24 protein-coding genes are annotated in these 22,694 nt (G+C 45.9%); all 24 read right to left on the reverse strand.

Going from position 1 to position 22,694, the window contains the following annotated elements:
- Window positions 1–531 (reverse strand): diaminopimelate epimerase (dapF, locus tag ACJMLT_RS05120; protein WP_405727575.1); only part of this gene is annotated, 531 nt, incomplete at its 3' end.
- Window positions 532–634: 103 nt separating this feature from the next.
- Window positions 635–859 carry a DUF378 domain-containing protein gene (locus tag ACJMLT_RS05125; protein ID WP_405727578.1) on the reverse strand — a complete coding sequence of 75 codons (225 nt, stop codon included), beginning with the start codon at window positions 857–859 and terminating at the stop codon, window positions 635–637.
- Window positions 860–929: 70 nt separating this feature from the next.
- Entirely contained in the window at window positions 930–2,195 is a 1,266-nt protein-coding gene (locus ACJMLT_RS05130) for a M16 family metallopeptidase (protein WP_405727581.1), read from the reverse strand.
- A gap of 121 nt (window positions 2,196–2,316) precedes the next feature.
- Entirely contained in the window at window positions 2,317–4,452 is a 2,136-nt protein-coding gene (locus tag ACJMLT_RS05135; protein WP_405727584.1) for a polyribonucleotide nucleotidyltransferase, read from the reverse strand.
- A gap of 175 nt (window positions 4,453–4,627) precedes the next feature.
- The gene (gene rpsO, locus ACJMLT_RS05140; RefSeq protein WP_405727586.1) at window positions 4,628–4,894 is read right to left on the reverse strand and encodes a 30S ribosomal protein S15; all 267 of its coding nucleotides are present in this window, start codon (window positions 4,892–4,894) and stop codon (window positions 4,628–4,630) included.
- A 261-nt stretch (window positions 4,895–5,155) separates the two neighbouring features.
- A complete protein-coding gene (locus ACJMLT_RS05145) occupies window positions 5,156–6,109 on the reverse strand; it encodes a bifunctional riboflavin kinase/FAD synthetase (protein ID WP_405727589.1) in 954 nt (317 codons plus the stop codon).
- Window positions 6,110–6,268: 159 nt separating this feature from the next.
- On the reverse strand, window positions 6,269–7,174 hold the full coding sequence (truB, locus tag ACJMLT_RS05150) for a tRNA pseudouridine(55) synthase TruB (protein ID WP_405727592.1): 906 nt from the start codon (window positions 7,172–7,174) through the stop codon (window positions 6,269–6,271).
- A 14-nt stretch (window positions 7,175–7,188) separates the two neighbouring features.
- A complete protein-coding gene (locus tag ACJMLT_RS05155; RefSeq protein ID WP_405727595.1) occupies window positions 7,189–8,151 on the reverse strand; it encodes a DHH family phosphoesterase in 963 nt (320 codons plus the stop codon).
- On the reverse strand, window positions 8,148–8,519 hold the full coding sequence (gene rbfA, locus ACJMLT_RS05160) for a 30S ribosome-binding factor RbfA (protein WP_405727598.1): 372 nt from the start codon (window positions 8,517–8,519) through the stop codon (window positions 8,148–8,150). The genes ACJMLT_RS05155 and rbfA overlap by 4 nt, the downstream gene beginning before the upstream one ends.
- 16 nt (window positions 8,520–8,535) lie before the next feature.
- On the reverse strand, window positions 8,536–10,827 hold the full coding sequence (gene infB / locus ACJMLT_RS05165) for a translation initiation factor IF-2 (protein WP_405727601.1): 2,292 nt from the start codon (window positions 10,825–10,827) through the stop codon (window positions 8,536–8,538).
- Window positions 10,828–10,854: 27 nt separating this feature from the next.
- Window positions 10,855–11,187, reverse strand: a complete 333-nt coding sequence (locus tag ACJMLT_RS05170) for a L7Ae/L30e/S12e/Gadd45 family ribosomal protein (protein ID WP_405727604.1) — start codon at window positions 11,185–11,187, stop codon at window positions 10,855–10,857.
- The gene (rnpM, locus tag ACJMLT_RS05175; protein ID WP_405727607.1) at window positions 11,180–11,455 is read right to left on the reverse strand and encodes an RNase P modulator RnpM; all 276 of its coding nucleotides are present in this window, start codon (window positions 11,453–11,455) and stop codon (window positions 11,180–11,182) included. Before rnpM ends, ACJMLT_RS05170 begins: the two co-directional genes overlap by 8 nt.
- Window positions 11,456–11,469: 14 nt before the next feature.
- Window positions 11,470–12,624, reverse strand: a complete 1,155-nt coding sequence (gene nusA / locus ACJMLT_RS05180; protein WP_405727610.1) for a transcription termination factor NusA — start codon at window positions 12,622–12,624, stop codon at window positions 11,470–11,472.
- 23 nt (window positions 12,625–12,647) lie between these two features.
- Window positions 12,648–13,115 (reverse strand): ribosome maturation factor RimP, encoded by a 468-nt coding sequence (rimP, locus tag ACJMLT_RS05185; protein WP_405727613.1) that lies wholly within the window; start codon window positions 13,113–13,115, stop codon window positions 12,648–12,650.
- A gap of 138 nt (window positions 13,116–13,253) precedes the next feature.
- Window positions 13,254–13,946, reverse strand: a complete 693-nt coding sequence (locus ACJMLT_RS05190; RefSeq protein ID WP_405727616.1) for a DUF554 domain-containing protein — start codon at window positions 13,944–13,946, stop codon at window positions 13,254–13,256.
- 114 nt (window positions 13,947–14,060) lie between these two features.
- A complete protein-coding gene (locus ACJMLT_RS05195) occupies window positions 14,061–14,789 on the reverse strand; it encodes an amino acid ABC transporter ATP-binding protein (RefSeq protein WP_405727619.1) in 729 nt (242 codons plus the stop codon).
- Window positions 14,786–15,442: an amino acid ABC transporter permease gene (locus tag ACJMLT_RS05200; RefSeq protein ID WP_405727622.1), complete on the reverse strand. Its 657-nt coding sequence runs from the start codon at window positions 15,440–15,442 to the stop codon at window positions 14,786–14,788. The genes ACJMLT_RS05195 and ACJMLT_RS05200 overlap by 4 nt, the downstream gene beginning before the upstream one ends.
- A 21-nt stretch (window positions 15,443–15,463) precedes the next feature.
- Window positions 15,464–16,237, reverse strand: coding sequence for a transporter substrate-binding domain-containing protein (locus ACJMLT_RS05205; RefSeq protein ID WP_405727625.1), 774 nt, complete (start codon window positions 16,235–16,237; stop codon window positions 15,464–15,466).
- A gap of 82 nt (window positions 16,238–16,319) precedes the next feature.
- Window positions 16,320–16,973 carry a deoxyribose-phosphate aldolase gene (gene deoC / locus ACJMLT_RS05210; RefSeq protein ID WP_405727628.1) on the reverse strand — a complete coding sequence of 218 codons (654 nt, stop codon included), beginning with the start codon at window positions 16,971–16,973 and terminating at the stop codon, window positions 16,320–16,322.
- 344 nt (window positions 16,974–17,317) lie between these two features.
- On the reverse strand, window positions 17,318–19,267 hold the full coding sequence (locus ACJMLT_RS05215) for a bifunctional 4-hydroxy-3-methylbut-2-enyl diphosphate reductase/30S ribosomal protein S1 (RefSeq protein WP_405727631.1): 1,950 nt from the start codon (window positions 19,265–19,267) through the stop codon (window positions 17,318–17,320).
- Complete coding sequence (locus ACJMLT_RS05220; RefSeq protein WP_405727634.1) at window positions 19,264–19,866, reverse strand: lysophospholipid acyltransferase family protein; 603 nt, start codon at window positions 19,864–19,866, stop codon at window positions 19,264–19,266. Before ACJMLT_RS05220 ends, ACJMLT_RS05215 begins: the two co-directional genes overlap by 4 nt.
- Window positions 19,867–19,871: 5 nt before the next feature.
- Entirely contained in the window at window positions 19,872–20,540 is a 669-nt protein-coding gene (gene cmk / locus ACJMLT_RS05225; RefSeq protein ID WP_405727637.1) for a (d)CMP kinase, read from the reverse strand.
- Between the two features lie 13 nt (window positions 20,541–20,553).
- Window positions 20,554–21,792, reverse strand: a complete 1,239-nt coding sequence (locus ACJMLT_RS05230; protein ID WP_405727640.1) for a BaiN/RdsA family NAD(P)/FAD-dependent oxidoreductase — start codon at window positions 21,790–21,792, stop codon at window positions 20,554–20,556.
- A gap of 1 nt (window position 21,793) precedes the next feature.
- Window positions 21,794–22,441, reverse strand: a complete 648-nt coding sequence (locus tag ACJMLT_RS05235; protein WP_405727642.1) for a histidine phosphatase family protein — start codon at window positions 22,439–22,441, stop codon at window positions 21,794–21,796.
- Window positions 22,442–22,694: the final 253 nt, after the last annotated feature.

The raw sequence follows: 22,694 nt of genomic DNA on the forward strand, positions 1-22,694 counted from the left end.
AGTTTCCAGAGGAAAATCCTTTACGTTATCCACAAACGCAACGGCGTGAGGGTTCCCCATGGAAACGCAGGTATAATCAAACTCTCTGTCCAGGATCTGTACTTTTTCCCCGATCACAGAGGATTTTTCACTTACTACGGGAATCTGTGCTGCTTCCAGAATGGGTTCGCCCATATCCACCGTTACAGATTCCACAATGCCGTCTTTCACATGAAGATCCAGATATTTCATGCCGCCCAGTGTTTCCAGTGCCACCAGTGTTTTATCGTTCAGACCTCTTTCATACACATATTTGCCCACACAACGGGAAGCATTGCCGCACATTTTCCCTTCGGAACCATCCAGATTGAACATGCGCATACGGAAATCGCCTGTTTCAGAAGGCATGATCAGTACCAGACCGTCAGAGCCTACACCAAAATGACGTTCGCTCATGGCAATTGCCAGTTTCTCAGGATTTTCCACCTTTTCTTCAAAACAATTTATGTAGATATAGTCGTTGCCGCAGCCCTGCATTTTTGTAAAACGCATTTCGCCCACTCCCTTCTTCTTTGTATATCTGTAAGAAAAACTATTCATAAGCCTTCGGCTTATTCCTATGTATCACGGGCATTTCGCCCGTTTTTATCGTTTGTTACTGTTTGCTCATACGCAGCTGATCTTCCTGACCAACGGCATGATACATGGTCAGACACCATACCCCTGCCAGACCGACCAGCGCAAAGATCACCCTTGCCACCCAGAACATGCCGCCGTGAAACAGCGTTGTGACCAGATCAAAATTCAGAAAACCGATCAGCCCCCAGTTCAGAGCGCCTACGATGACCAGCGTCAGTGCAATAATATTCATCCATTTCATAAGGGATCCCTCCTTTTTTTGATAGATACGTTTTTAGTATCCCTAGGAAATTCCCTTTTATGAATATTTTTTAAGAAAAAGCCTTTTTCACCAAGGCACCAAAGTCATTCCCCTTCAGATTGCCCACGGCAGAATAGCTGAGGTTTGCAAAATCCAGCACAGTTCTGGCCGCTTCCAGCACATCCTCTGCTGTGACCGCTTCGATCTTTGCAATGACTTCTTCCGTTTCCTGCACGCTTCCGCGCAGCATCAGGGATGCCCCGGCGGAATTCATACGATTCAGCGTACTCTCCGTGCCGATGATGAAATTGGAGATCATCTGCTCCTTCGTCACTTCGATCAGTTTTTCGGGGAAAGCCTCTTTTTTCACCTCGCGGATCTCTTCTGCAATCAGTTCATATACCTTTTCCGCCTGATTGGGGTTCATGCTGGCGCAGATGGTAAAGATTCCCGTATCCGCAAAGGCGGTGGTGTAGCTGTAGATAGAATAAGTCAGCCCGTGATCCTCTCTGATCTTCTGGAACAGGCGAGAGCTCATGCCTCCGCCGAAAAGCGTATTGAAGATCGCCATGGCATATTTCATGGGATGCTCCCGCTCAAAGGCAGGGAAGGCAATACAGGTGTGTACCTGCTCCACGTCCTTTTCCTTTTCCACATGAGAAACATGATATACAGCCTTCGTCTGGTAGGGAGTAAAAGGAATTTCTCTCGTCCACTGTCCCAGTTTTTCGTTCAGTTTGGAAACCATTGCTTCCATCTCAAAATTGCCTGCCACCGAAAGGACGATATTTTCCGGATGGTAATTTTTTTCATAATAGGAACGGATAAACGCTGCATCAAAAGTTCCAATGGTTTCTTCCGTACCAAGAATGGGCATCCCCAGAGAACTTTCCCGCCAGATGGCATCCTGCAGGGCGTCATGCACCACTTCCTCCGGCGCATCGTCGTACATATAGATTTCCTCTGTGATGACGTTACGCTCCTTCTGCACGTCCTCCTCCGCGATCAGGGGATGGAGCAGCATATCGCTCATCACATCCAGCGCCCGATCGATGTGCTTGTCCAGCACACGGGTATGATAACAGGTATATTCCTTTGTGGTGTAGGCATTGATCTGCCCGCCCAATGCATCCATTTCCTCTGCGATCTCCCTTGCAGTGCGGTGTTCCGTTCCTTTGAACATCATATGTTCGATATAATGGGATACGCCATTTTCCTGCGGCAGTTCATTTCTGGTGCCGTTTTTCACCCAGATACCAAAAGAAATGCTCCGCACATAGGAAATCGATTCCAATGCTACTTTTATGCCGTTGTCCAGTGTTCTGATGGTGACCATAACATCTCTCCTAAATCAGATTTCTGTTTCTATCATTGGAAAAATCCAATTTTTTATACTAGAAAGGCAGGAGAGTTTACAGGCTCTCACCTGCAAACAGCCCCTGCCTGCTTTTTAAGAATTATGCTTCTTCTTTGTGTTCTTCTGTTTCAACTGCATCCTTCATGGAGAAGTTCAGTCTGCCCTGTTTGTCGATTTCCATCAGTTTTACAGCAACCTTGTCGCCAACTGCCAGAACATCTTCTACCTTCGCAACACGTTTGTTGGAAATTTTGGAGATATGAACCAGACCTTCTTTGCCGGGTGCGATTTCAACGAATGCACCGAATGCCATCAGTCTTGTTACTGTACCGTGGTAGATTGTACCGGGTTCGGGATCGGAAACGATTGCTGTGATCATATCTTTTGCTCTCTGGATGCCAGCGGGATCTACGCCTTTGATGTAGATTGTGCCGTCATCTTCTGTATCGATTTCACAGCCTGTTTCTTCTACGATCTTCTTGATTACTTTACCTCTTGCACCGATCACTTCTGCGATCTTTTCCACATCGATCTGCATCTGAGCAATCTTAGGCGCATAAGGAGACAGTTCTTTTCTGGGTTCTGCAATTGCTTTCAGCATTACTTCGTTCAGAATATAATCTCTTGCTCTGCCTGTCTGTGCAAAAGCCTGTTCGATCATTTCGAATGTCAGACCTTTGATCTTCATATCCATCTGAATTGCTGTGATACCTTCAGAAGTACCAGCAACTTTGAAGTCCATGTCGCCGAAGAAGTCTTCTACGCCCTGAATATCTGTGATTTCGATGAAGTCATCATCGCTGTCACCTGTTACCAGACCAACGGAGATACCTGCAACGGGACGTTTGATGGGTACACCTGCAGCCATCAGGGACAGTGTGGAGCCACAGATGGAAGCCTGAGATGTAGAACCGTTGGAGGACAGGATGTCGGAAACCAGACGGATGGAGTAAGGGAATTCTTCTTCGCTGGGGATTACGGGCAGCAGCGCTCTTTCGCCCAGTGCGCCGTGACCGATTTCACGTCTGCCGGGACCTCTGGAAGTTTTTGCTTCACCTACAGAGTAGCCGGGGAAGTTATTGTGGTGGATGTATCTCTTGCCTGTTTCTTTTTCATCCAGACCGTCCAGTCTCTGGCCTTCGGAGATCGCACCCAGTGTTGTTACTGTCAGCGCCTGTGTCTGGCCTCTGGAGAACAGAGCGGAACCGTGTACGCGAGGCAGTACGTCAACTTCTGCGGACAGTTTTCTGATTTCTTCGATGCCACGGCCGTCGGGACGTTTGTGGTCTCTCAGGATCATTCTTCTTACTGTCATTTTCTGGAATTTATAAATGATATCGCCGATCAGCTGAGGGATGTTTTCATCTTCACCCATCATCTCTGTCAGCTGTTCTGTCAGAGCTTCTGTTACTTCTTCTGTAACTGCTTTGATCTTCGCGTCTCTGTCCTGTTTCAGTTCAGCGAATACAGCGTCTTCCATTCTTGCATCTGTGATGAAACCTGTTACCAGCTGGTATGCATCTTCGGGGATCACATATTCTGTGTAAGGTGCTTTTTCCTTACCTTCTTTTGCTGTGATTTCCTTGATCCATTTTGCAACTTCCAGGTTTGTATCAAATGCCAGATGGATCGCTTCCATCATCAGTGCATCGGGGATTTCGTCAGCACCGGCTTCGATCATCATAACCTTATCTTCTTTGGAAGATACTGTCAGGTTCAGTTTTGTTGTTTCTCTCTGTTCTGCTGTAGGGTTTACTACCAGCTGACCGTCACAGTAACCGATGTTTACGGAAGAAACGGGATCTGTGAAGGGGATATCAGAGATGTTCAGGGCCAGGGAAGCACCGATCATAGCCAGTACTTCGGGAGAGCAATCCTGATCTACGGACATTACTGTTGCAACGATAGCAACATCATTTCTGTAATCTTTGGGGAACAGAGGACGCAGAGGTCTGTCGATACATCTTGCTGTCAGCACCGCTTTTTCAGAAGGTCTGCCTTCTCTTTTGATGAAACCGCCGGGGATTTTACCAACGGAATACAGTCTTTCTTCGTAGTCGATAGACATAGGGAAGAAATCGATACCATCTCTGGGTTTGTCGGATGCTGTTGCAGTTACCAGAACAGTTGTATCGCCATAACGCATCAGACATGCGCCGTTTGCCTGTTCTGCCACTCTGCCGATTTCAGCTGTCAGTGTTCTGCCAGCCAGTTCCATGGAATAGCTTCTAAACATGTTCATTCTCCTTTTCTTGAATGTCGTTTGTCTGCACCATAGATCTTCAGCTTTACCCACAAGGCCTGTCCTTATGGACAAAGCTGGAAATCTATAGTGCGCCTACTAGTTACTTTTTCTTGATAGAAAAGAAGGGAGGATTTGTTGGATCCTCCCTTTGAATATCATCTGTGAATTACTTTCTCAGACCCAGTTCTGCTACGATTGCACGGTATCTTTCGATATCGATTTCTTTCAGGTAGTTCAGCAGGCCTCTTCTCTGACCAACCATTTTCAGCAGACCACGTCTGGAGTGGTGATCTTTTTTGTGCATTTTCAGGTGGTCTGTCAGCAGAACGATTCTTGCTGTCAGCAGAGCGATCTGTACTTCGGGAGAACCTGTGTCGTTAGGTGTTCTGCCGTATTTTGCGATGATTTCCTGTTTGTTGATTGCGTTTGCCATTGTTTTTTTCCTCCTAGAAAAATTTTGTTTTCTTTTCTGTAAAGCGCCATAGACTAAGTAATGGTCGAGGTGTCCGAAAACTGAGTCTTGGTTTTACAACATTAGTATATTACCATACAGTCCCTGAATTTGCAAGGAAAATTCTTGATTTTTCTTTATTTTTCCTTGCAGAATGAAGGTTTTCTGCATTTGTCTTTCCATGATGAAATTGTGTCCTTTTCCGTCGTTCTTTTCCTGTCGGAAAGCCAATCTCTTTTTTATTTATTCCTGTTCGCTTTTCCAGTGTGCATATTCTTCGGAAGCGAAATATTCCCTTGCCTGCTCTGCATTTATGCCGATCTGTCTCTGCAGTTCTTCCACACTGGGAAATTTTTCTTCACTGCGCAGGAATTTATAGAAAAATGTCTGCAATTCTTCGCCGTAGATCATTTCGTCAAAATCCAGAAGATACGTTTCCACGATCTTTACTGTGCCGTTTACTGTAGGATTTTTGCCGATATTTGTCACACCGTAATAATATTTACCCTTATACAGTGTTTTTGTAGCATATACACCGTTGGGAGGGAACAGTTTCAGCGGATGCGCTTCAATATTCACCGTAGGGAAACCGATGGTTCTGCCCAGTTTTTTCCCTTCTTTTACTGTGCCCAGAATGAAATAAGGCACAGTCAGCATCTGATTTGCTTCTTCCAGATCCTTCTGGATCAGGCATCTGCGGATACGGGAGGAACTTACACGTTCCTCATCATGCAACACCTTGGGCACACCAATGACCATGATGCCTCTTTCTGCACCCAGTTCCTTCAGCATTTCGTAGTTACCTGCTGCCCCTTTGCCAAAATGATAGTCTTCCCCTACCACCAGCACCTGACAGTTCAGTTTTTCGAAAATCAGCTTTACCGCGAAATCTTCGGGACTCATAGCCGCAAATTCCGCATCAAAAGGATATTCGATATACGTATCTACCCCCATCTGTTCCATCTGAAATTTCTTTTCATCAGGAGCCATGATCAGGGCAAAATCATCTTTTTTCTTAAAGACAAGCATGGGATGGGGAGAGAATGTGAACACAACGCTTTTCAGCCCCTGTTCCTCCGCAAACTGCTTTGTCAGATTGATCAGCGAACGATGACCCAGATGCAGGCCGTCAAAGTTGCCCAGCGTTACCGCTGTAGGCTGGCTCTGTTCGATTCGCGTGTCAGTAATATGTTCCATTTTTTTACTCCTTACTTTTTATGCAAGCATAAAAAGCCGTCTGCTTTGCAGCCGCCAATTCCACTCACAGGGTTTTGCCCTGCTCATGTCCTTCGGTTGTCAAAGGCCTGTCGTATCTCCAAATACAATTGCAGAGATGTTCAGCCCCTTGCCAACGCTTTATACCAGCATTTTAAAAGGTTTAATAAAAAAGTTACTTTCTTCTTTTTTGATTTCATACAGACCCACAAGGTTGTTTTCGTAGTCATAAGTTGCCACGATCTCCCCTTCTGTCAGGACTGCAGGTTTTTCTGTCAGGAATCTTTCCTGAATTTTACCGCCGTTATACAGGAATTTCTGAGATTTTTCAGAAACCTTTACCAGAGGAAAGTCTTGCAGCGCATCCTCCATAGTCAGCAGCACTGTTTCCACTTTTTTCTGTTCTGCCAGAACTTTCAGTTCCTCCAGTTTGATGGCATTTTCCAGAGAAAATGCACCTGTTCTGGTACGCAGCAGTTCAGCCATATGACCGCCACAGCCCAACGCCTTACCGATATCAGAGCAGAGCGTTCTGATGTATGTGCCTTTGGAGCAGTCCACATCGATCTCTACGCGATCGGGAGGCAGGAACTGACGAATGCGAATATCATATACCTCAATCGTACGGGATTTTCGTTCGATTTCCTTGCCTTCTCTGGCCAGTTCATACAGTTTTTTGCCGTTGACTTTTACAGCGGAATACATAGGAGGTACCTGTTCCAGTCTGCCGATGAAAGACGCAACCACTTCACGAATTTTTTCTTCGTTGAAGTCCACTTCTTTTGTTTCCAGCACTTCGCCGGAAGCATCTTCTGTGGTTGTGGTGATGCCCAGTCTCAGCATGGCGCTGTAACTTTTCCTGCCATCCATGATAACGTCGGAAAGCTTTGTAGCCTTACCCACGCAGACAGGCAGAACGCCTTCCGCATCAGGATCCAGTGTACCTGTATGGCCTACCTTCTTCATGTGGATAGTTCTTCTGACAATAGCCACCACATCATGGGAAGTAAAACCTTTTTCTTTATATATATTAAAAATACCGTCCAAAAGGAAGTCCTCCTTTACAGCATCTTTTCTACTTCAGCAAGCACCATTGCTTTTGCTTCTGCAATGGGTGCAGATATGGTACAGCCCGCCGCCTTCACATGACCGCCGCCGCCGAATTTCTGTGCCAGCGCACATACATCGTAGCCGTCATTACCGCGGAAACTGCCCTTTACGTCTGTTTCTGTCTTTTCATAGAAGAAACAAGCCACTTTTGCCCCCAATACGCCTTTCAGAAAATTGATGATGGCATCCAGTTCCTTATTGCTGCCTCCCACTGCTTCGATCTCTGCCGTTGTGATCGTAGAACAAACCACATCACCGCCAAACAGAATCTCTGCATTGTCCAGCGCTCTGCCCATGATCTTCAGTTCAGAAAAACTGCGGGTATCAAAAAATCGGTTATAAATCGTTGTGAAAGGAATCCCGTAGCCCATCAATTCCCCAGCGATCTTCATTGTTTCTGGGGATGTGGAGGAATGACGGAAACCGCCTGTATCATAGATCAGACCTGCATACAATCCGGCCGCTTCTGCAGCAGTCATCGGCAGTCTGTCTTTCATCAGACCGAAGATAATCTCACTGGTAGAAGATGCATCTGCCGCCACATAATTCAGCTCCCCAAAATAAGTATTGCTTTCGTGGTGGTCAATATTGATCTTTTTTGCTGCTTTTGCAAAAATTTCTGCCGCAGCCCCCAGTCGACCTTCATCGCCGCAGTCCAGAGAAAGAAACAACTCTGGAATCTCTGCTTCTTCCGCCTGACATACCAGATGACCATTGGGGATCAGGTGGTATTTATCCGCATATTTTTCCAGAATGACCTGCACTTGTTTCCCTGCCTTTTCCAGTGCGCCGCCCAGTGCCAGACAGGCACCGATAGCGTCACCATCGGGATTCAGGTGGCCTGCCAGCGCGATAGAATCGGCTGACAGGATCCATTCCATGATTTTCTCAAAAGAGTCATTTGCTTTCATCATTCAGCATCTCTCTCTTCTTTTTCTTTTGCGATCTGGCTGAACAGCTGATCCATATGGATCGCATATTCTGCAGATTCGTCCAGTTTGAATCTGAATTCGGGTGTGTAACGCAGGTTAATTCTCTGTGCGATCAGACGACGGATGAAACCACCGGCGTTCTGCAGACCCTTCATTACATTTTCTTTGTCTTTTTCGTTACCCAGTACGGAAACAAAAACCTTTGCATATTTCAGGTCCTGTGTTGTTTCCACACGGATCACGCTTGTCATCGCACCAATACGAGGATCTTTCAGTTCTGCTCTGATGATCTGAGACAGTTCTTTCATGATTTCGTCATTGATACGGGAAAGTCTGTTATTTGTTTTCATACTTTTCACCTATATCTTAGCGAGGGATTTCAACCATTGTGAATGCTTCTACCCAGTCGCCTTCTTTTACGTCATTGAATTTTTTGAATACCAGACCACATTCATAGCCCAGTGCAACTTCTTTTACGTCGTCTTTGAAACGTTTCAGGGATTCCAGCTCGCCTTCGTAAACAACGATACCGTCACGAACGATACGAACCTGACAGTTACGAACGATCTTACCGTCTTTTACATAGGAACCTGCGATGGTACCAACGCCGGAAGCTTTGAAGGTCTGACGAACTTCTGCATGACCCAGAACTTTTTCTTCGTATACGGGATCCAGCATACCTTTCATCGCAGCCTGGATATCTTCGATGGCATGGTAGATAACACGGTACAGGCGAACGTCAACTTTTTCGCCTTCTGCAAATGCTTTTGCAGCAGGTTCAGGACGAACGTTGAAGCCGATGATGATTGCATTGGAAGCGGAAGCCAGCAGAACGTCACTTTCTGTTACCGCACCAACACCACCGTGGATCACGCGAACGCGAACTTCTTCATTGGACAGTTTTTCCAGAGACTGACGAACTGCTTCTACAGAACCCTGTACGTCTGCTTTTACGATGATACCCAGTTCTTTCATGTTACCGGACTGGATCTGGCTGAACAGGTCATCCAGAGATACTTTCTGAGGAGTCTGTGCGATCAGAGTTTCTCTGTTTTTTGCAATTACGCTTTCAGCCAGCTGTCTTGCCTGTTTTTCGTTTGCTGCCACATAGAATGTATCGCCGGCAGCAGGAACTTCGGACAGACCCAGAATTTCTACAGGAGTGGAAGGGCCTGCAGCTTTTACTCTTCTGCCCTTGTCATCTGTCATAGCTCTGATCTTACCGTAAGCAGGACCAGCCACAACGGGGTCTCCTACACGCAGTGTACCGCTCTGTACCAGTACTGTTGCAACGGGGCCACGGCCTTTGTCCAGCTGTGCTTCGATGATGGCACCTCTTGCTTTTTTGTTGGGGTTTGCTTTCAGTTCCTTCATTTCTGCTGTCAGGATGATCATTTCCAGCAGGTTATCGATACCTTCTTTGGAACGAGCGGAAACGGGTACACATACAGTTGTGCCGCCCCAGTCTTCAGCCAGCAGACCATATTCTGTCAGTTCCTGTTTTACTCTGTCAGGGTTTGCAGAGGGTTTATCCATTTTGTTGATAGCAACAATGATTTCAACGCCTGCAGCTTTCGCATGGTTGATCGCTTCAATTGTCTGAGGCATAACACCGTCATCGGCAGCAACAACCAGGATCGCGATATCTGTTACCTGCGCACCACGCATACGCATTGCTGTAAATGCTTCGTGACCAGGTGTATCCAGGAAAGTGATAGGTTTGCCGTCGATCTGTACTGTATAAGCACCGATATGCTGTGTGATACCGCCTGCTTCGCCTTTTGTTACGTTCGCATGACGGATCGCATCCAGCAGGGATGTTTTACCATGGTCAACGTGACCCATTACTACTACAACGGGAGGTCTTTCTTCCAGTTTGGATTCGTCTTCTTCCTCTTCTGCACCGAAAGCTTCTTCCATAATGTCTTTTTCTTCTTCCAGTTCCAGAATCACGTTGTATTCTTCTGCGATAGATGCAGCTGTATCAAAGTCCAGTGTTGCATTGATCGCCAGCATTTTGCCTTTTTTCATCAGGTTCATTACCAGATCAGAACCTTTTTTACCCAGAACTTCTGCCAGATCTTTCACTGTGATAGATTCGGGGATATATTTGATTTCGGGATCAGCGTTTGCAGCTGCTTCTGCTGCTTCCAGTGCTGCCAGTTCTGCCATCAGCGCTGCTTCTTCTTCCATTTCACGACGTCTGCGTTCCATGGGGTTTTCTTTCACTTTCTGGCCATTGGGCTTGCCGCCTTTTTTATCTTTGCCCTTGTTGTTATCTTTATTCTGGGGTTTGCCGCCCTGCTGCTGACCACCCTGTTTCTGGTTGTTCTGCTGCTGGGGTTTACCACCCTGTCTGTTGTCGTTTTTGCCGCCCTGTTTGTGTTCGCCGCCTTTTTTAGGTGCGTCCTGTTTGGGTGCATTCTGTTTGGGCGCATCCTTCTTGGGTGCATTCTGTTTGGGCGCATCCTTCTTAGGTGCTTCTTTTTTAGGTTCTTCTTTAGGCTGATACAGCGCTGTTACCTTCGCAACTTCTTCATCAGTCAGCACACCCATGTGGCTCTTTGCTTCGATACCAACACTGTGAATTTTTTCCATCAGATCTTTATTCGCAACATTCAGCTGCTTTGCCAGTTCATAAATACGAATCTTGGACATTCCACAACACCTCGTCTTTCTCGATGATCAGTCTTCACCGACCTTCGTTCTATTCTCTATGATATCATCCGCCAGCTGTTTCAGTTTTTTCGCAAAGCCCTCTTCCGTAACTGCGATGATGGATCGCATATCCGTACCAATAGCTCTGCCCAGTTCTTCCTTGGTTCCGATCTCTGCCAAGGGCAGTTCATAGTAAGCTGCGGAGTTTCTGAATTTCTTTTTTGTATTTTTGGAGGCATCCTCCGATAAAATCAGCAGATACGCCTGTTTGCCGCGTACTGCCTGTTCAGCTGCCACTTCACCGGCGGCCAGTTTGCCGGCCCGTTTGCTAAGCCCCAGAAGGGAAAGAAACTTATGCATTCACTTCCGCCTCCAGTTCATTTAACAGCTGTTCATACACTTCCTTCGGCACGGGGGCTTTAAAGGAACGTTCCAGCCCTTTGGATTTCTGCGCTTTTGCCAGACATTCCCCATTAGGACAGATATATGCGCCGCGGCCGGGCTTTTTGCCTGTGCGGTCTAAAGAAAACTCTCCTGCATCATTTCTAACGATACGGATCAGTTCCTTTTTATTTTTCATTTCCTGACAACCGGTGCATTTTCTGAGAGGTACTTTTCTCTGTTTCATACGCTCTCACCCACTTATTCTTCTACTGCTTCTTCCGCAGTTTCGATTGCATCGATCACTTCCAGTGCATCCAGTTCTTCTGCCGCTTCTGTTACTTCTGCTGCAGGTTCTTCGTCAGCCAGGAAGTTTGTTTCTCTTGCCTGTGTTTCGCTCTTGATGTCGATTCTCCAGCCTGTCAGTTTTGCAGACAGTCTTGCATTCTGGCCTTCTTTACCAATCGCCAGAGACAGCTGATGGTCGGGAACCACGATTTTTGCACTCTGTTCTGCTTCGTTCAGTTTTACTTCCAGAACTTTGGAAGGGCTCAGTGCTGCTGCAATGAATTCTCTGGGATCTTCAGACCAGTTGATCACGTCGATTTTTTCGCCGCCCAGTTCGTTTACGATCACATTAACTCTGTAACCATTCTGACCTACGCATGCGCCCAGTGCGTCAACGTTTTCATTTTTGGAGTAAACAGCAATTTTTGTTCTGCTGCCTGCTTCTCTGGCAATACTCTTGATTTCTACTGTACCATCGTGTACTTCAGGCACTTCCTGTTCGAAGAGACGTTTTACCAGTTCGGGGTGTGTTCTGGAAACAAAGATCTGGGGACCTTTTGTTGTCTGTTTTACTTCCAGAACGTATACTTTCACGCGATCCATGAAGTTATACTGTTCGCCGGGGATCTGTTCGTTTGCAGCCAGAACTGCGTCGATCTTGCCCATCTGAACGATCACGTTTCTGCGTTCTTTTCTCTGTACGATCGCTGTTACCACTTCACGTTCTTTTGTGATGTACTGGTTGAACAGGATTTCTCTTTCCGCTTCACGGAATTTCTGTACAACAACCTGTTTTGCTGTCTGTGCAGAAATTCTGCCGAAGTTTTTGGGTGTTACTTCAATATCAACGATATCGCCTACCACATAGTTGGGGTTTGCGATTCTTGCCATTTCCAGAGAAATTTCCAGCTGAGGATCTTCTACTGTTTCTACGATCGTTTTCTGTGTGAAGCATTTTACTTCGCCTGTCACTCTGTTCATGTCTACTTTGATATTCTGGCTTGTACCAAAATGTTTTTTGCAAGCAGAAACCAGAGATGCTTCGATCGCTTCAAAGATGATTTCCTTATCGATGTTTTTTTCTTTCGCAACCAGTTCCAGTGCGGTCAAAAATTCCTTACTATCCATTTTCCAGATTCCTCCCTCTTATATTAGAAGATCACTGCCAGTCTCACGCTGGCTGCATCTTTATGTTCAAAAGTCACTACGTTCCCATTTTCTTCTTCGATGGAAAGCACACCGTTTTCCAGACCCAGCAGCTTGCCCTGATACTGCTTGCTGCCGTTTACTGCTTTATACAGCTTTACATCAATGATCTCGCCCTGATATTTTACGAAATCAGCCTCTTTTTTCAGAGGTCTGTCGATACCGGGGGAGCTTACTTCCAGAATATACGCCTGTTCGATGGGATCTTTTTCATCCAGTTTCGCTTCCAGCGCACGGCTCACCAGTTCGCAGTCATCGATATTCACGCCGCCGTCTTTATCGATATACACGCGCAGATACCAGTTCACGCCTTCTTTTACAAATTCCAGATCTACCAGTTCCAGACCATTCGCTTCCACGATGGGTTCCAGAAGAGGCAGAACTTTCAGTTCTGTATTATTTGCCTTTGCCATTTTTACACCTCTTTTTCCGAAATTTTTCCTAACAAACACAAAGAGCAGGTTCTTCAACCTACTCTTCTTCGCCGACAACTTATATATTACTGTAATAAACTATACCACATTTCCCCTTGATTTGCAAGGATTTTTTGTTTAAATAAAATTCGCCAGAATCGGACAAAGCACCATAGGCAGAAAAATGGCAGGCAGGAAATTGATGACCTTCAGTTTTGTGATACCAATGATATTCATCCCCAGTGCAAAAATGATCAGAGAGCCAGTGCAGACCATTTCCGCAATGACCGCATCCGTCAGGAAGGGAGCAATAAACTGCGCCAGCAAAACAATACCGCCCTGAAATACAAACACAAAGGCCGCCGCCAGCATCACGCCAACGCCCAAAGACGATGCGAAAACCATAGAGGAGATCAGATCCAGCACAGATTTGGTGAAAAGCATTTCATAATCCCCGGACAAACCGGCCTGCAGAGAACCAACAATGGTCATAGCCCCAACACAGAACAGCAAAGAGGCTGTCACAAAACCTTCTGCAAGAGAAATTTCATTGCCGCCCTTTTTGAAGCGATTCTCTACTCCAGTCGCAAAGCGGTTCAGTCTCTCATCCAGATCCAGCCCTTCCCCGATCACGATACCAATGGCCATGGACAGGATCAGAACCAGTGTATTGGAGCCTTTCAGCGTACCGCTCCAGCCGATATACAGGGTACAAAGCCCCAGCCCTTTCATCAATGTATCCGTGATCCGTTCCGGGATTCCTTTTTTCAACAACATACCAACAGAGCTGCCGATCAGTACTGCCAGCGTATTTACAATTACAGCGATCACTTTTTTCCCTCTTTTCTTTCGTATATTCATGTATAAAAAAGAGTACCACTTTTCCTTTTTTTTGTAAACAAAAAACCTCAAGCAAAATGCTTGAGGTTTTTATTCTTGGATTGATCAGAGAACTTTGTTCAGGAAGTCCTGTGTTCTCTTATGCTGAGGGTTGCCAAACACCTCTGCAGGTGTGCCCTGTTCCACGATATAGCCGCCGTCCATGAAGATCACACGGTCTGCAACTTCTCTGGCAAAGCCCATTTCGTGGGTAACAACGATCATTGTCATACCGTCTTTTGCCAGCTGCTTCATTACTTCCAGAACTTCGCCTACCATTTCAGGATCCAGCGCAGATGTGGGTTCATCAAACAGCATGATATCGGGACTCATTGCCAGCGCACGGGCAATGGCAACACGCTGCTGCTGACCGCCGGAAAGATTTGGAGGATATTCTCCAGCCTTTTCCGCCAGACCAACTGTTGCCAGCAGTCTTTCCGCAGTCGCTTTTGCTTCCGCCTTTGTCAGTTTCTTTCTGTCAACGGGAGCCAGCATGATATTTTCCAAAACACTCAGGTGAGGGAACACATTGAACTGCTGGAACACCATACCGATATTTTCCCTTACCTTGTTGATATTGCATTTGGGATCTGTAATATCGTTATCATCAACGATCACAGTGCCTGCAGTTGTTTCTTCCAGTTTGTTCAGGCAGCGCAGAAATGTGGACTTACCGGAACCGGAAGGACCGATCAGACAAACAACTTCCCCTTCTTTTACTTCCAGGTCGATTCCCTTCAATACTTCCAGGCTGCCGAAGCTTTTTTTCAACTGTTCAACTTTTACCTTGATCATTTGTTTGCCAGCCTCCTTTCAACCAACTGGAAGATTTTTGTCAGAACGACTACAACCACGTAGTACATTACAGCAACGATCGCATAAGTTTTGAAACTTTCATAGTTTCTTGCTACGATCAGCTGACCCTGACGCATCAATTCACCACAGCCGATAACGGAAAGGATGGATGTATCCTTCAGTGTGATGATGAACTGATTCAGAACGGAAGGGATAACGATACGGATCGCCTGAGGCAGGATAATCTTTCTCATTGCCACACCATAGGGCAGGCCAAGGCTTCTTGCAGCCTCCATCTGACCTTTGTTTACCGCAGCGATACCACTTCTGAAGATTTCAGACAGATACGCACCGGCATTCAGACACAGAACCAGAATCGCAGCACTGAAAGATGTGATTCTGATACCCAGCGCACCGGTAATACCGAAGTAGATAAAGAACGCCTGTACCATCAGTGGTGTACCACGGATCAAGCTCAGATAGATCCCGGAGATCCAGTTCAGAGGTTTCACCTTGGAGATGCTGAACAGACATGTGATCATACCAACGATCACTGCCAGCACCAGGGATAAAATTGTCATTTGAAGTGTAAGCTTCAGACCCATAGTGAGCTGAGGCATACACTGTCCTACATATTCAAAAAAACTACTCATAAGGCACTGCTCCTTAAGGAATTAGCCCTGGATGTATGTATCCAGAATTTCCTGATATTTGCCGTTTTCTTTCAGGTTAGCAAGACCTGTGTTGAACATTTCCAGCAGTTCTGCGTTGATGCCTTTACCAACTGCGAAACCGTAGGAGCTGCCCTGTTCTTTATCTGTTACCATTTTCAGGCCGTTGCCCTGAGTGATACCATAGCCCAGTACGGGATAGTCTTCGAAGCAAGCTGCAGAGTTGCCAACAACTACGTCCATGCACATTGCGCTGGAATCATCGAATACTACTGTTTCAAAGCCATACTGATCTTTGATGGATTCTGCAAATTCCATACCTTCTGTACCTCTCTTAACAGCTACTTTCTGGCCAGCCAGATCTTCGTAACCTTTGATTGTATCGTTGTCAGCTGCAATACCCATTACAACGCCGGAATCAAAATAAGGTGTAGAGAAATCAAATTTTTCTTCTCTGTCAGGTCTAATAGACATACCAGCGATTACACCGTCAGCCTGACCTGCTTCCAGAGCCTGTACTGCTGCGTCGAAGCCCAGTGTCTGCAGTTCATATTCGAAACCCTGATCTTCAGCGATTGCTGCCAGCAGTTCGATATCAATACCAACGTATTCGCCTGCTTCGTTCTGGAATTCGAAAGGTGCAAATGTTGTGTCTGTTGCAATGATGTATGTTTTTGCGCCGTCTTCTGCTGCGGGTTCAGAACCGCCACATGCTGTTACGCCCAGAGCCATAACTGCTACCATTGCCATTGCTGTTAATTTTTTGGATAATTTCATTGTTAATTCCTCCCTTTTTTGTTTCCCCATAAAAACAATTTTTTCTATTTTTCATGCGCTTATGCACATGCTATGGGCTGTTTTAACTTTCCTGATTCAGCATTGCCAGAAGAGAACTTGTACCCAGTCTGTCTGCCCCTGCTGCCAGAAAGGCTTCCGCATCAGAAACGGATCTGATTCCGCCTGCCGCTTTGATCTTGGTATCCCCTGTCACATATTTTTTGAACAGCCGGATGTCTTCCAGTGTAGCTCCGCCGCCGGCAAAGCCCGTGCTGGTTTTGATGAATTCCGCATCAGAGCGGCTCACCACGTCGCAAAGTGCGATTTTCTCTTCTTCTGTCAGCAGGCAGGTTTCAATGATGACCTTCAGCAGTTTACCATTGCAGCCTTCCTTGACCACATTGATTTCTTTCAGGATATCATCGTATCTTTTTTCCTTCGCCCAACCGATATTGATGACCATATCGATCTCATCTGCGCCATTCTTCACAGCCTGCGCTGCTTCCATTGCTTTAATCGCGCTGGTCTGATATCCGTTTGGAAAACCAATGACCGTACAGATCGGAAGTTTTCCTTCCACAAATTCTGCTGCCTGTTTTACAAAAGAAGGTGGGATACATACAGATGCTACATCATTTTCCATGCCTTCTATGCATAGATTACAAATCTGTTCCCATGTTGCCTCCTGTTTCAACAGAGTATGATCGATGGTTTGCATCATTTTTCTCTTTTCCATATGCTTCTCTCCTTTACTCTGTCAAATTACTTAGAAGTATAGCATAAAAATTCATAGGTAACAATGCTGGTTTTTCAATCGATTTCAAAAGGTTTTTCTATGAATATGCCACTTTTATAAACTTTTTCAATATTATTCAAAAACCGAATGAATATAAAATGAACAAAATTTCATTTTCTGAACAAAAATAGAATAAACCTTTGTTTTTTCGCCATTTTCACTGAACAGCGACGTTCGAATAAAAAAACAACAAGAATTTCTTTGCATCGATTTTTTCATAAAAAATAAAAATAAAAAAAACTCCCATTGTGGTCACACCACAACGGGAGTTATCTGCTCAGAAATTATTCTGCTGCAGGAGCTTCTTCTGCGGGAGCTTCTTCAACAGGAGCTTCTGCCTGACGTTTGGACAGGCTGATTTTTTTCTGTTCGGAATTTACTTCCAGAACTTTCACGCTGATTACTTCGCCAACCTTCAGTTCATCTTCGGGTTTTACTACGTGTTTGTTTGCAATCTGAGAAATGTGTACCAGACCATCAACGCCGGGTTCCAGTTCTACGAATGCACCGAAAGGTACCATGCGAACTACTTTACCTTCAACAATTGTACCTACAGCATATTTTTCTACTGCCAGTGTCCAGGGGTTCATGTTTGCATCTTTCAGAGACAGGCTGATTTTGCCTTTTTCTTTGTCTACATCCAGAACGAATACTTCAACAGCCTGACCTTCTTTCAGTACTTCTCTGGGGTTGGAGATTCTGCCCCAGCTCATTTCGGAGATGTGGATCAGACCATCAACGCCGCCCAGATCAACGAATGCACCGAAATCTGTCAGTCTGGATACTGTACCAGCAATTTTAGCGCCTGCTTCGATTGTTTCGAACAAAGCTGCTTTTTTCGCTGCGATTTCCTGTTCAACCAGAGCTTTTCTGCCGCCGATGATGCGACGTTTTACTCTGTCCATTTCAATGATGTTGAATTCCAGTTCCTGACCTTTGAATACGGACAGGTCTTCGATGAATCTGTTGGAAACCTGAGAAGAGGGGATGAATACTCTTACGCCATTTACGATAGCGATCAGGCCGCCTTTTACAACATCTGTTACTGTACCTGTAACAACTGTTTTTTCATTGAAAGCTTTTTCGATATCTTCCATACCCTTCTGTTCTTCGATGCGTTTTCTGGACAGCAGAACATTGCCGTCGCCATCGTTTACGCGAACAACGAATACTTCGATTTCGTCGCCAGCTTTAACAACCTGGCTGGGAACTACTGTTGTATCTCTGGAGAATTCGCCTCTGGGGATAACACCGTCAGATTTGAAACCCAGGTTAACGGAAACTTCTTCGCCAACTACCTGGATAACTGTGCCTTTTACAACGTCACCAGTATGCAGTGTAACGAGGGATTCTTCCAACATCTGTTCAAAACTCATTTCTTCAACTTTTACATTTTCGCTCATAGTAACAACTACCTCCTTAATTATTGCAGGCGGTGTAGACGCACCTGCAGTTATACCTATTCTATCATCCTTTAAGAAACTTTTCAACACCAAATCGCAAATTGTTTCAATATGAACGGTATTCTCACAATTTTTTTTACAGATTTCCACCAATTTTTGTGTATTAGAACTTTTTTTGTCGCCGATCACGATCATTTTATCGACATTTTTAGACAGCTCCATGGCTTCTTTCTGGCGTTTTTCCGTTGCAGAACAGATCGTTTGAGAAATATCAAGATCCAGACCTTTTCCTTTCAAAATTTCAATCATATCATCAAACTTGCTCTGACGGAAAGTTGTCTGTACCACAACAGCATATTTCTTATCTGCATCCAGTTCTGCCGCCACTGCTTCTTCGGGACTTTCCAGAATCACGGCACTGTTGCCGCACCAGCCGTTAATCCCCATCACTTCAGGATGTTTGCCGTCCCCGGCAATGATGACGCTTTTGCCGGCAGTCCATGCTTCATTTACGATGGTATGGATCTTTTTCACGAAAGGACAGGTACCGTCTACAATCTGCATACCCTTTTCCTCCAGTGCATCATAAAGGAACTTGCCAACGCCATGGGAACGGATCACTACTGTCCCCTTGTCGATGCCTTCCAGAGACTCAATGATATGCAGGCCTTTTTTGTCCAGATCGTTAGTCACTTCTTTGTTATGGATGAGGGGACCGTAGGAATATAAAGGCTCCCCGTTGTTTTTTTCGATCTCTGCATAAGCCATTTCAATGGCACGCCTTACCCCGAAACAAAAACCCGCAGATTCTGCCAGTGTTACATTGCTCATGCTTTCACCTTCATTTCTTCCACTTTGCCCATGATCACATCTGTGATCTCTGTCATCACTTCTGCGGTCAGCTTCTGGCCGCGGAATTCATCCAGAGACAGTGGGGCACCATATTCCACAGTGATCTTATTTCTGAATTTATATTTACCGCTAATGGCACAGGGGATCACGCTGGCATTGCCCTTCATGGCAAACAGAGCCACACCGCCTTTGGCATCTACATGCTCGCCTTCCTTGACACGGGTACCTTCCGCAAAAATGCCCAGGATCTCACCATCTTTCAGCACTTTCAGCGCTGTTTTTACGGCCTTCATATCCATAGCCGCTTTTCTGTCCAGAGGGAATACGCGTACTTCTTTCAGCAGAAAGGCAAGAACCTTATTTTCAAACAGTTCCTTTTTGCCGATATAGCGAGGCAGTCTGTCCAGATAGATAGCTGCCGCAAAGGGATCATAGTTGCTATAGTGGTTGGCGCAAATAATGGCATTGCCTTCTGCAGGCACATTTTCCTTCCCTTTGATTTCCACTTTAAACATAATAGCAAACCAGATCCGCATAATACCGATCAGAAGGTTTGCGATAAAAGATTCATTTTTCATAGTTCTTACACCCTTTCCGCAACGATGTTCAGGATCGCCTGTTCCACTTCTTCCGCTGTCATGCTGGTGGAATCCAGACTGATGGCATCGTCCGCTTTTTTCAGAGGACTATGTTCTCTGTTCATATCGTTATAGTCTCTCTGGATGATCATTTTCTTGATCTCCTCGAAATCCGCAGGTTCGCCCTTTGCTTCCAGTTCGCCCACACGGCGGCGCGCTCTTTCTTCCACGCCTGCATCCAGATAGATCTTCACTTCCGCATCAGGCAGCACAACAGTGCCGATGTCTCTGCCATCCATGATGACAGCATGTTCTTTCGCCATCTCCTGCTGCAGCTCCACCATGCGTTCTCTTACCTTAGGGTAAGCCGCAACAGCAGATGCGCCCTTGCCGATTTCCGCGGCGCGTACATCAGTTGTGACATCCACATCATTCAGAAAGATTTTCTGACCGCCTTCTTCGGGAACGATTTTCATTTTCAGAGAATCCAGCGCAGCGACAACATCTGCTTCCTGTTCCCATGCAATATTCTTCTGTTTGCAGTGCAGGGCTACGGTGCGATACATCGCCCCGGTATCCACATAAATAATACCCAATTTTCTGGCAACCGCCTTGGCTACAGTACTTTTGCCGGAACCAGCAGGCCCGTCCACCGCAATGGCAAATCGTTTCATATTTCTTTCCTCCTTATTCCTGACAGATGAATTCCCCGGCTGTATAGCCTGTGGAGAATGCGATCTGCAGATTGAAACCGCCTGTATAGGCGTCTACATCCAGAACTTCCCCCGCAAAATGCAGGTTTTTCACCAGTTTGCTTTCCATGGTGGAAGGGTCGATCTCGTCTGTTTCGATGCCGCCGCAGGTCACGACCGCTTCGTTATAGCCTGTCACCCCTGTAATGGTCAGAGGCAGTGCCTTGATCAGGTTCAGCAGGCGTTTTCTTTCTTCCTTGGTGATGCTGTTGACCTTCTTGCGAGGGTCGATCTCTGCCAGTTCAATGATCACAGGGATCAGTTTCTGGGGCAGCAGTTCATCCAGTGCGTTGATAAAGTCTTTGTTTGCAAATTTTTCGAAATCACGCAGCAGTCTGGCATCCAGTTTCTTTTCATCCATGGCAGGCTTCAGATCGATGTACAATTTGTAGCCTTCCTCAATGGTCAGAATGATATGTCTGCTGGCACTGAGGATCACAGGGCCGGAAACACCAAAATGAGTAAACAGCATTTCCCCAAAGTCTGTATAAACCTTTTTGCCCTTATTATTTTTCACAGTGATCTCGATATTTTTCAGACTCAGACCCATCAGTTCATGGCACCAGTTTTCCGCCGTTTTCAGGGGAACCAGAGAAGGATAGAGTTTGGTCACATGATGACCTGCCGCTTTTGCGAAGCGATAGCCGTCTCCCGTAGAGCCTGTCCCGGGATAAGACAAACCACCTGTGCAGACGATGACACCGTCGGCTTTTTCTTCCTTACCGTTTTTCAGGCGGATTCCCGCAGCCTGTCCATCCTCGATCAGGATGCTTTCCACCGGACTTTCCAGATGGAGTTTTACTTTGTTCTGTTTGATATATTTTTCCAGCGCAAGAACCACATCCAGAGAACGATCGGAAACAGGGAATACCCTCTTGCCTCGTTCCACTTTCAGTTCCAGACCAAGATTTCTGAAAAACTCCTGTGTGCCGAAACTATCCAGATGATAGAATGCACTGTACATAAAATAGGGATTACCGGGGATATTATCCAAAAGCCCTTCCACATCACTGTCGTTGGTCACATTGCAGCGGCCTTTCCCTGTGATGAGGATCTTCTTGCCGATCCGATTATTTTTTTCGTATAAATGTACTTCGTGGCCTTTTTCCGCCGCGCGGCCAGCCGCCATCAGCCCTGCCGCACCAGCACCGACCACAATTACTTTTTTCTTCATATCATTCACCCTTTTTGAATACTTCAGCCATCTCTAAATGGGCTTTGTCATTGAGCGTCATCAGTAGTTTTCTGCCATCTGCCATCACATCCAGCATAGTGATGGAGGTATTGGTCATCCATGTTTTGCGATAGAAAGCATCGCCCATTTCCAGGAGGCCAACCAGCATCACACGCAAAAGGCCGCCATGGGAAACGATGGCTACATTCTGACCTTTATGTCTTTCCGCAAGGATGTTGAACCCTTCGAGGGCACGATCCATGGCGTTTTGGAAAGAACCTTCCCCGGGCACGGGATGGTCGAAGGGGTCTCTGAAGAAATCTGTATAGGCTTCACCATATTTTTCGGACAGTTCCGCAATGGTATGACCTTCCCACTCCCCAAAGTTGATTTCTCTGAAATGGTCATCTTTGATGGGCGTCAAGCCATGAGATGCAGCCACGGGCTCTGCTGTTGCCACCGCCCTGTCCAGAGGGGATACATACACCACATCCAAGGGCAGATATTTGAAGCGTTCCCCCAACAGGCGTGCCTGTTCCATGCCTTCTGCATTCAGCTGTATATTTGTGCAGCCCTGATAACGGCCTGCTTTGTTCCAATCCGTTTCTCCATGACGGATCAGGTAAAATCTCGTTCTTTTATTTTCCATGAGGCTGTTTCCTCCATTCAATCAATATTTTCCTAATATTATATTATACGGCAAGAGATATCGTCTTTCAAGAAAAAATGAATCCTACCCGGTTCTTACAACTTTCTTACACATGCCACCACCGCCTTGTAAAATAAAAATCATCCTGCTATATTGAAAACAGGAGGTGAATGTCATGTGGGATGATATTCTGGAATTGATCCTTCTGCTTTTCGATGACATCATCGGCTTCTTCTGGCACGGTCGGAAAGAA

The sequence above is a fragment of the Anaerotignum sp. genome (genome assembly GCF_045122575.1).
In the GTDB taxonomy this organism is placed as follows: Bacteria; Bacillota; Clostridia; order Lachnospirales; family Anaerotignaceae; genus Anaerotignum_A.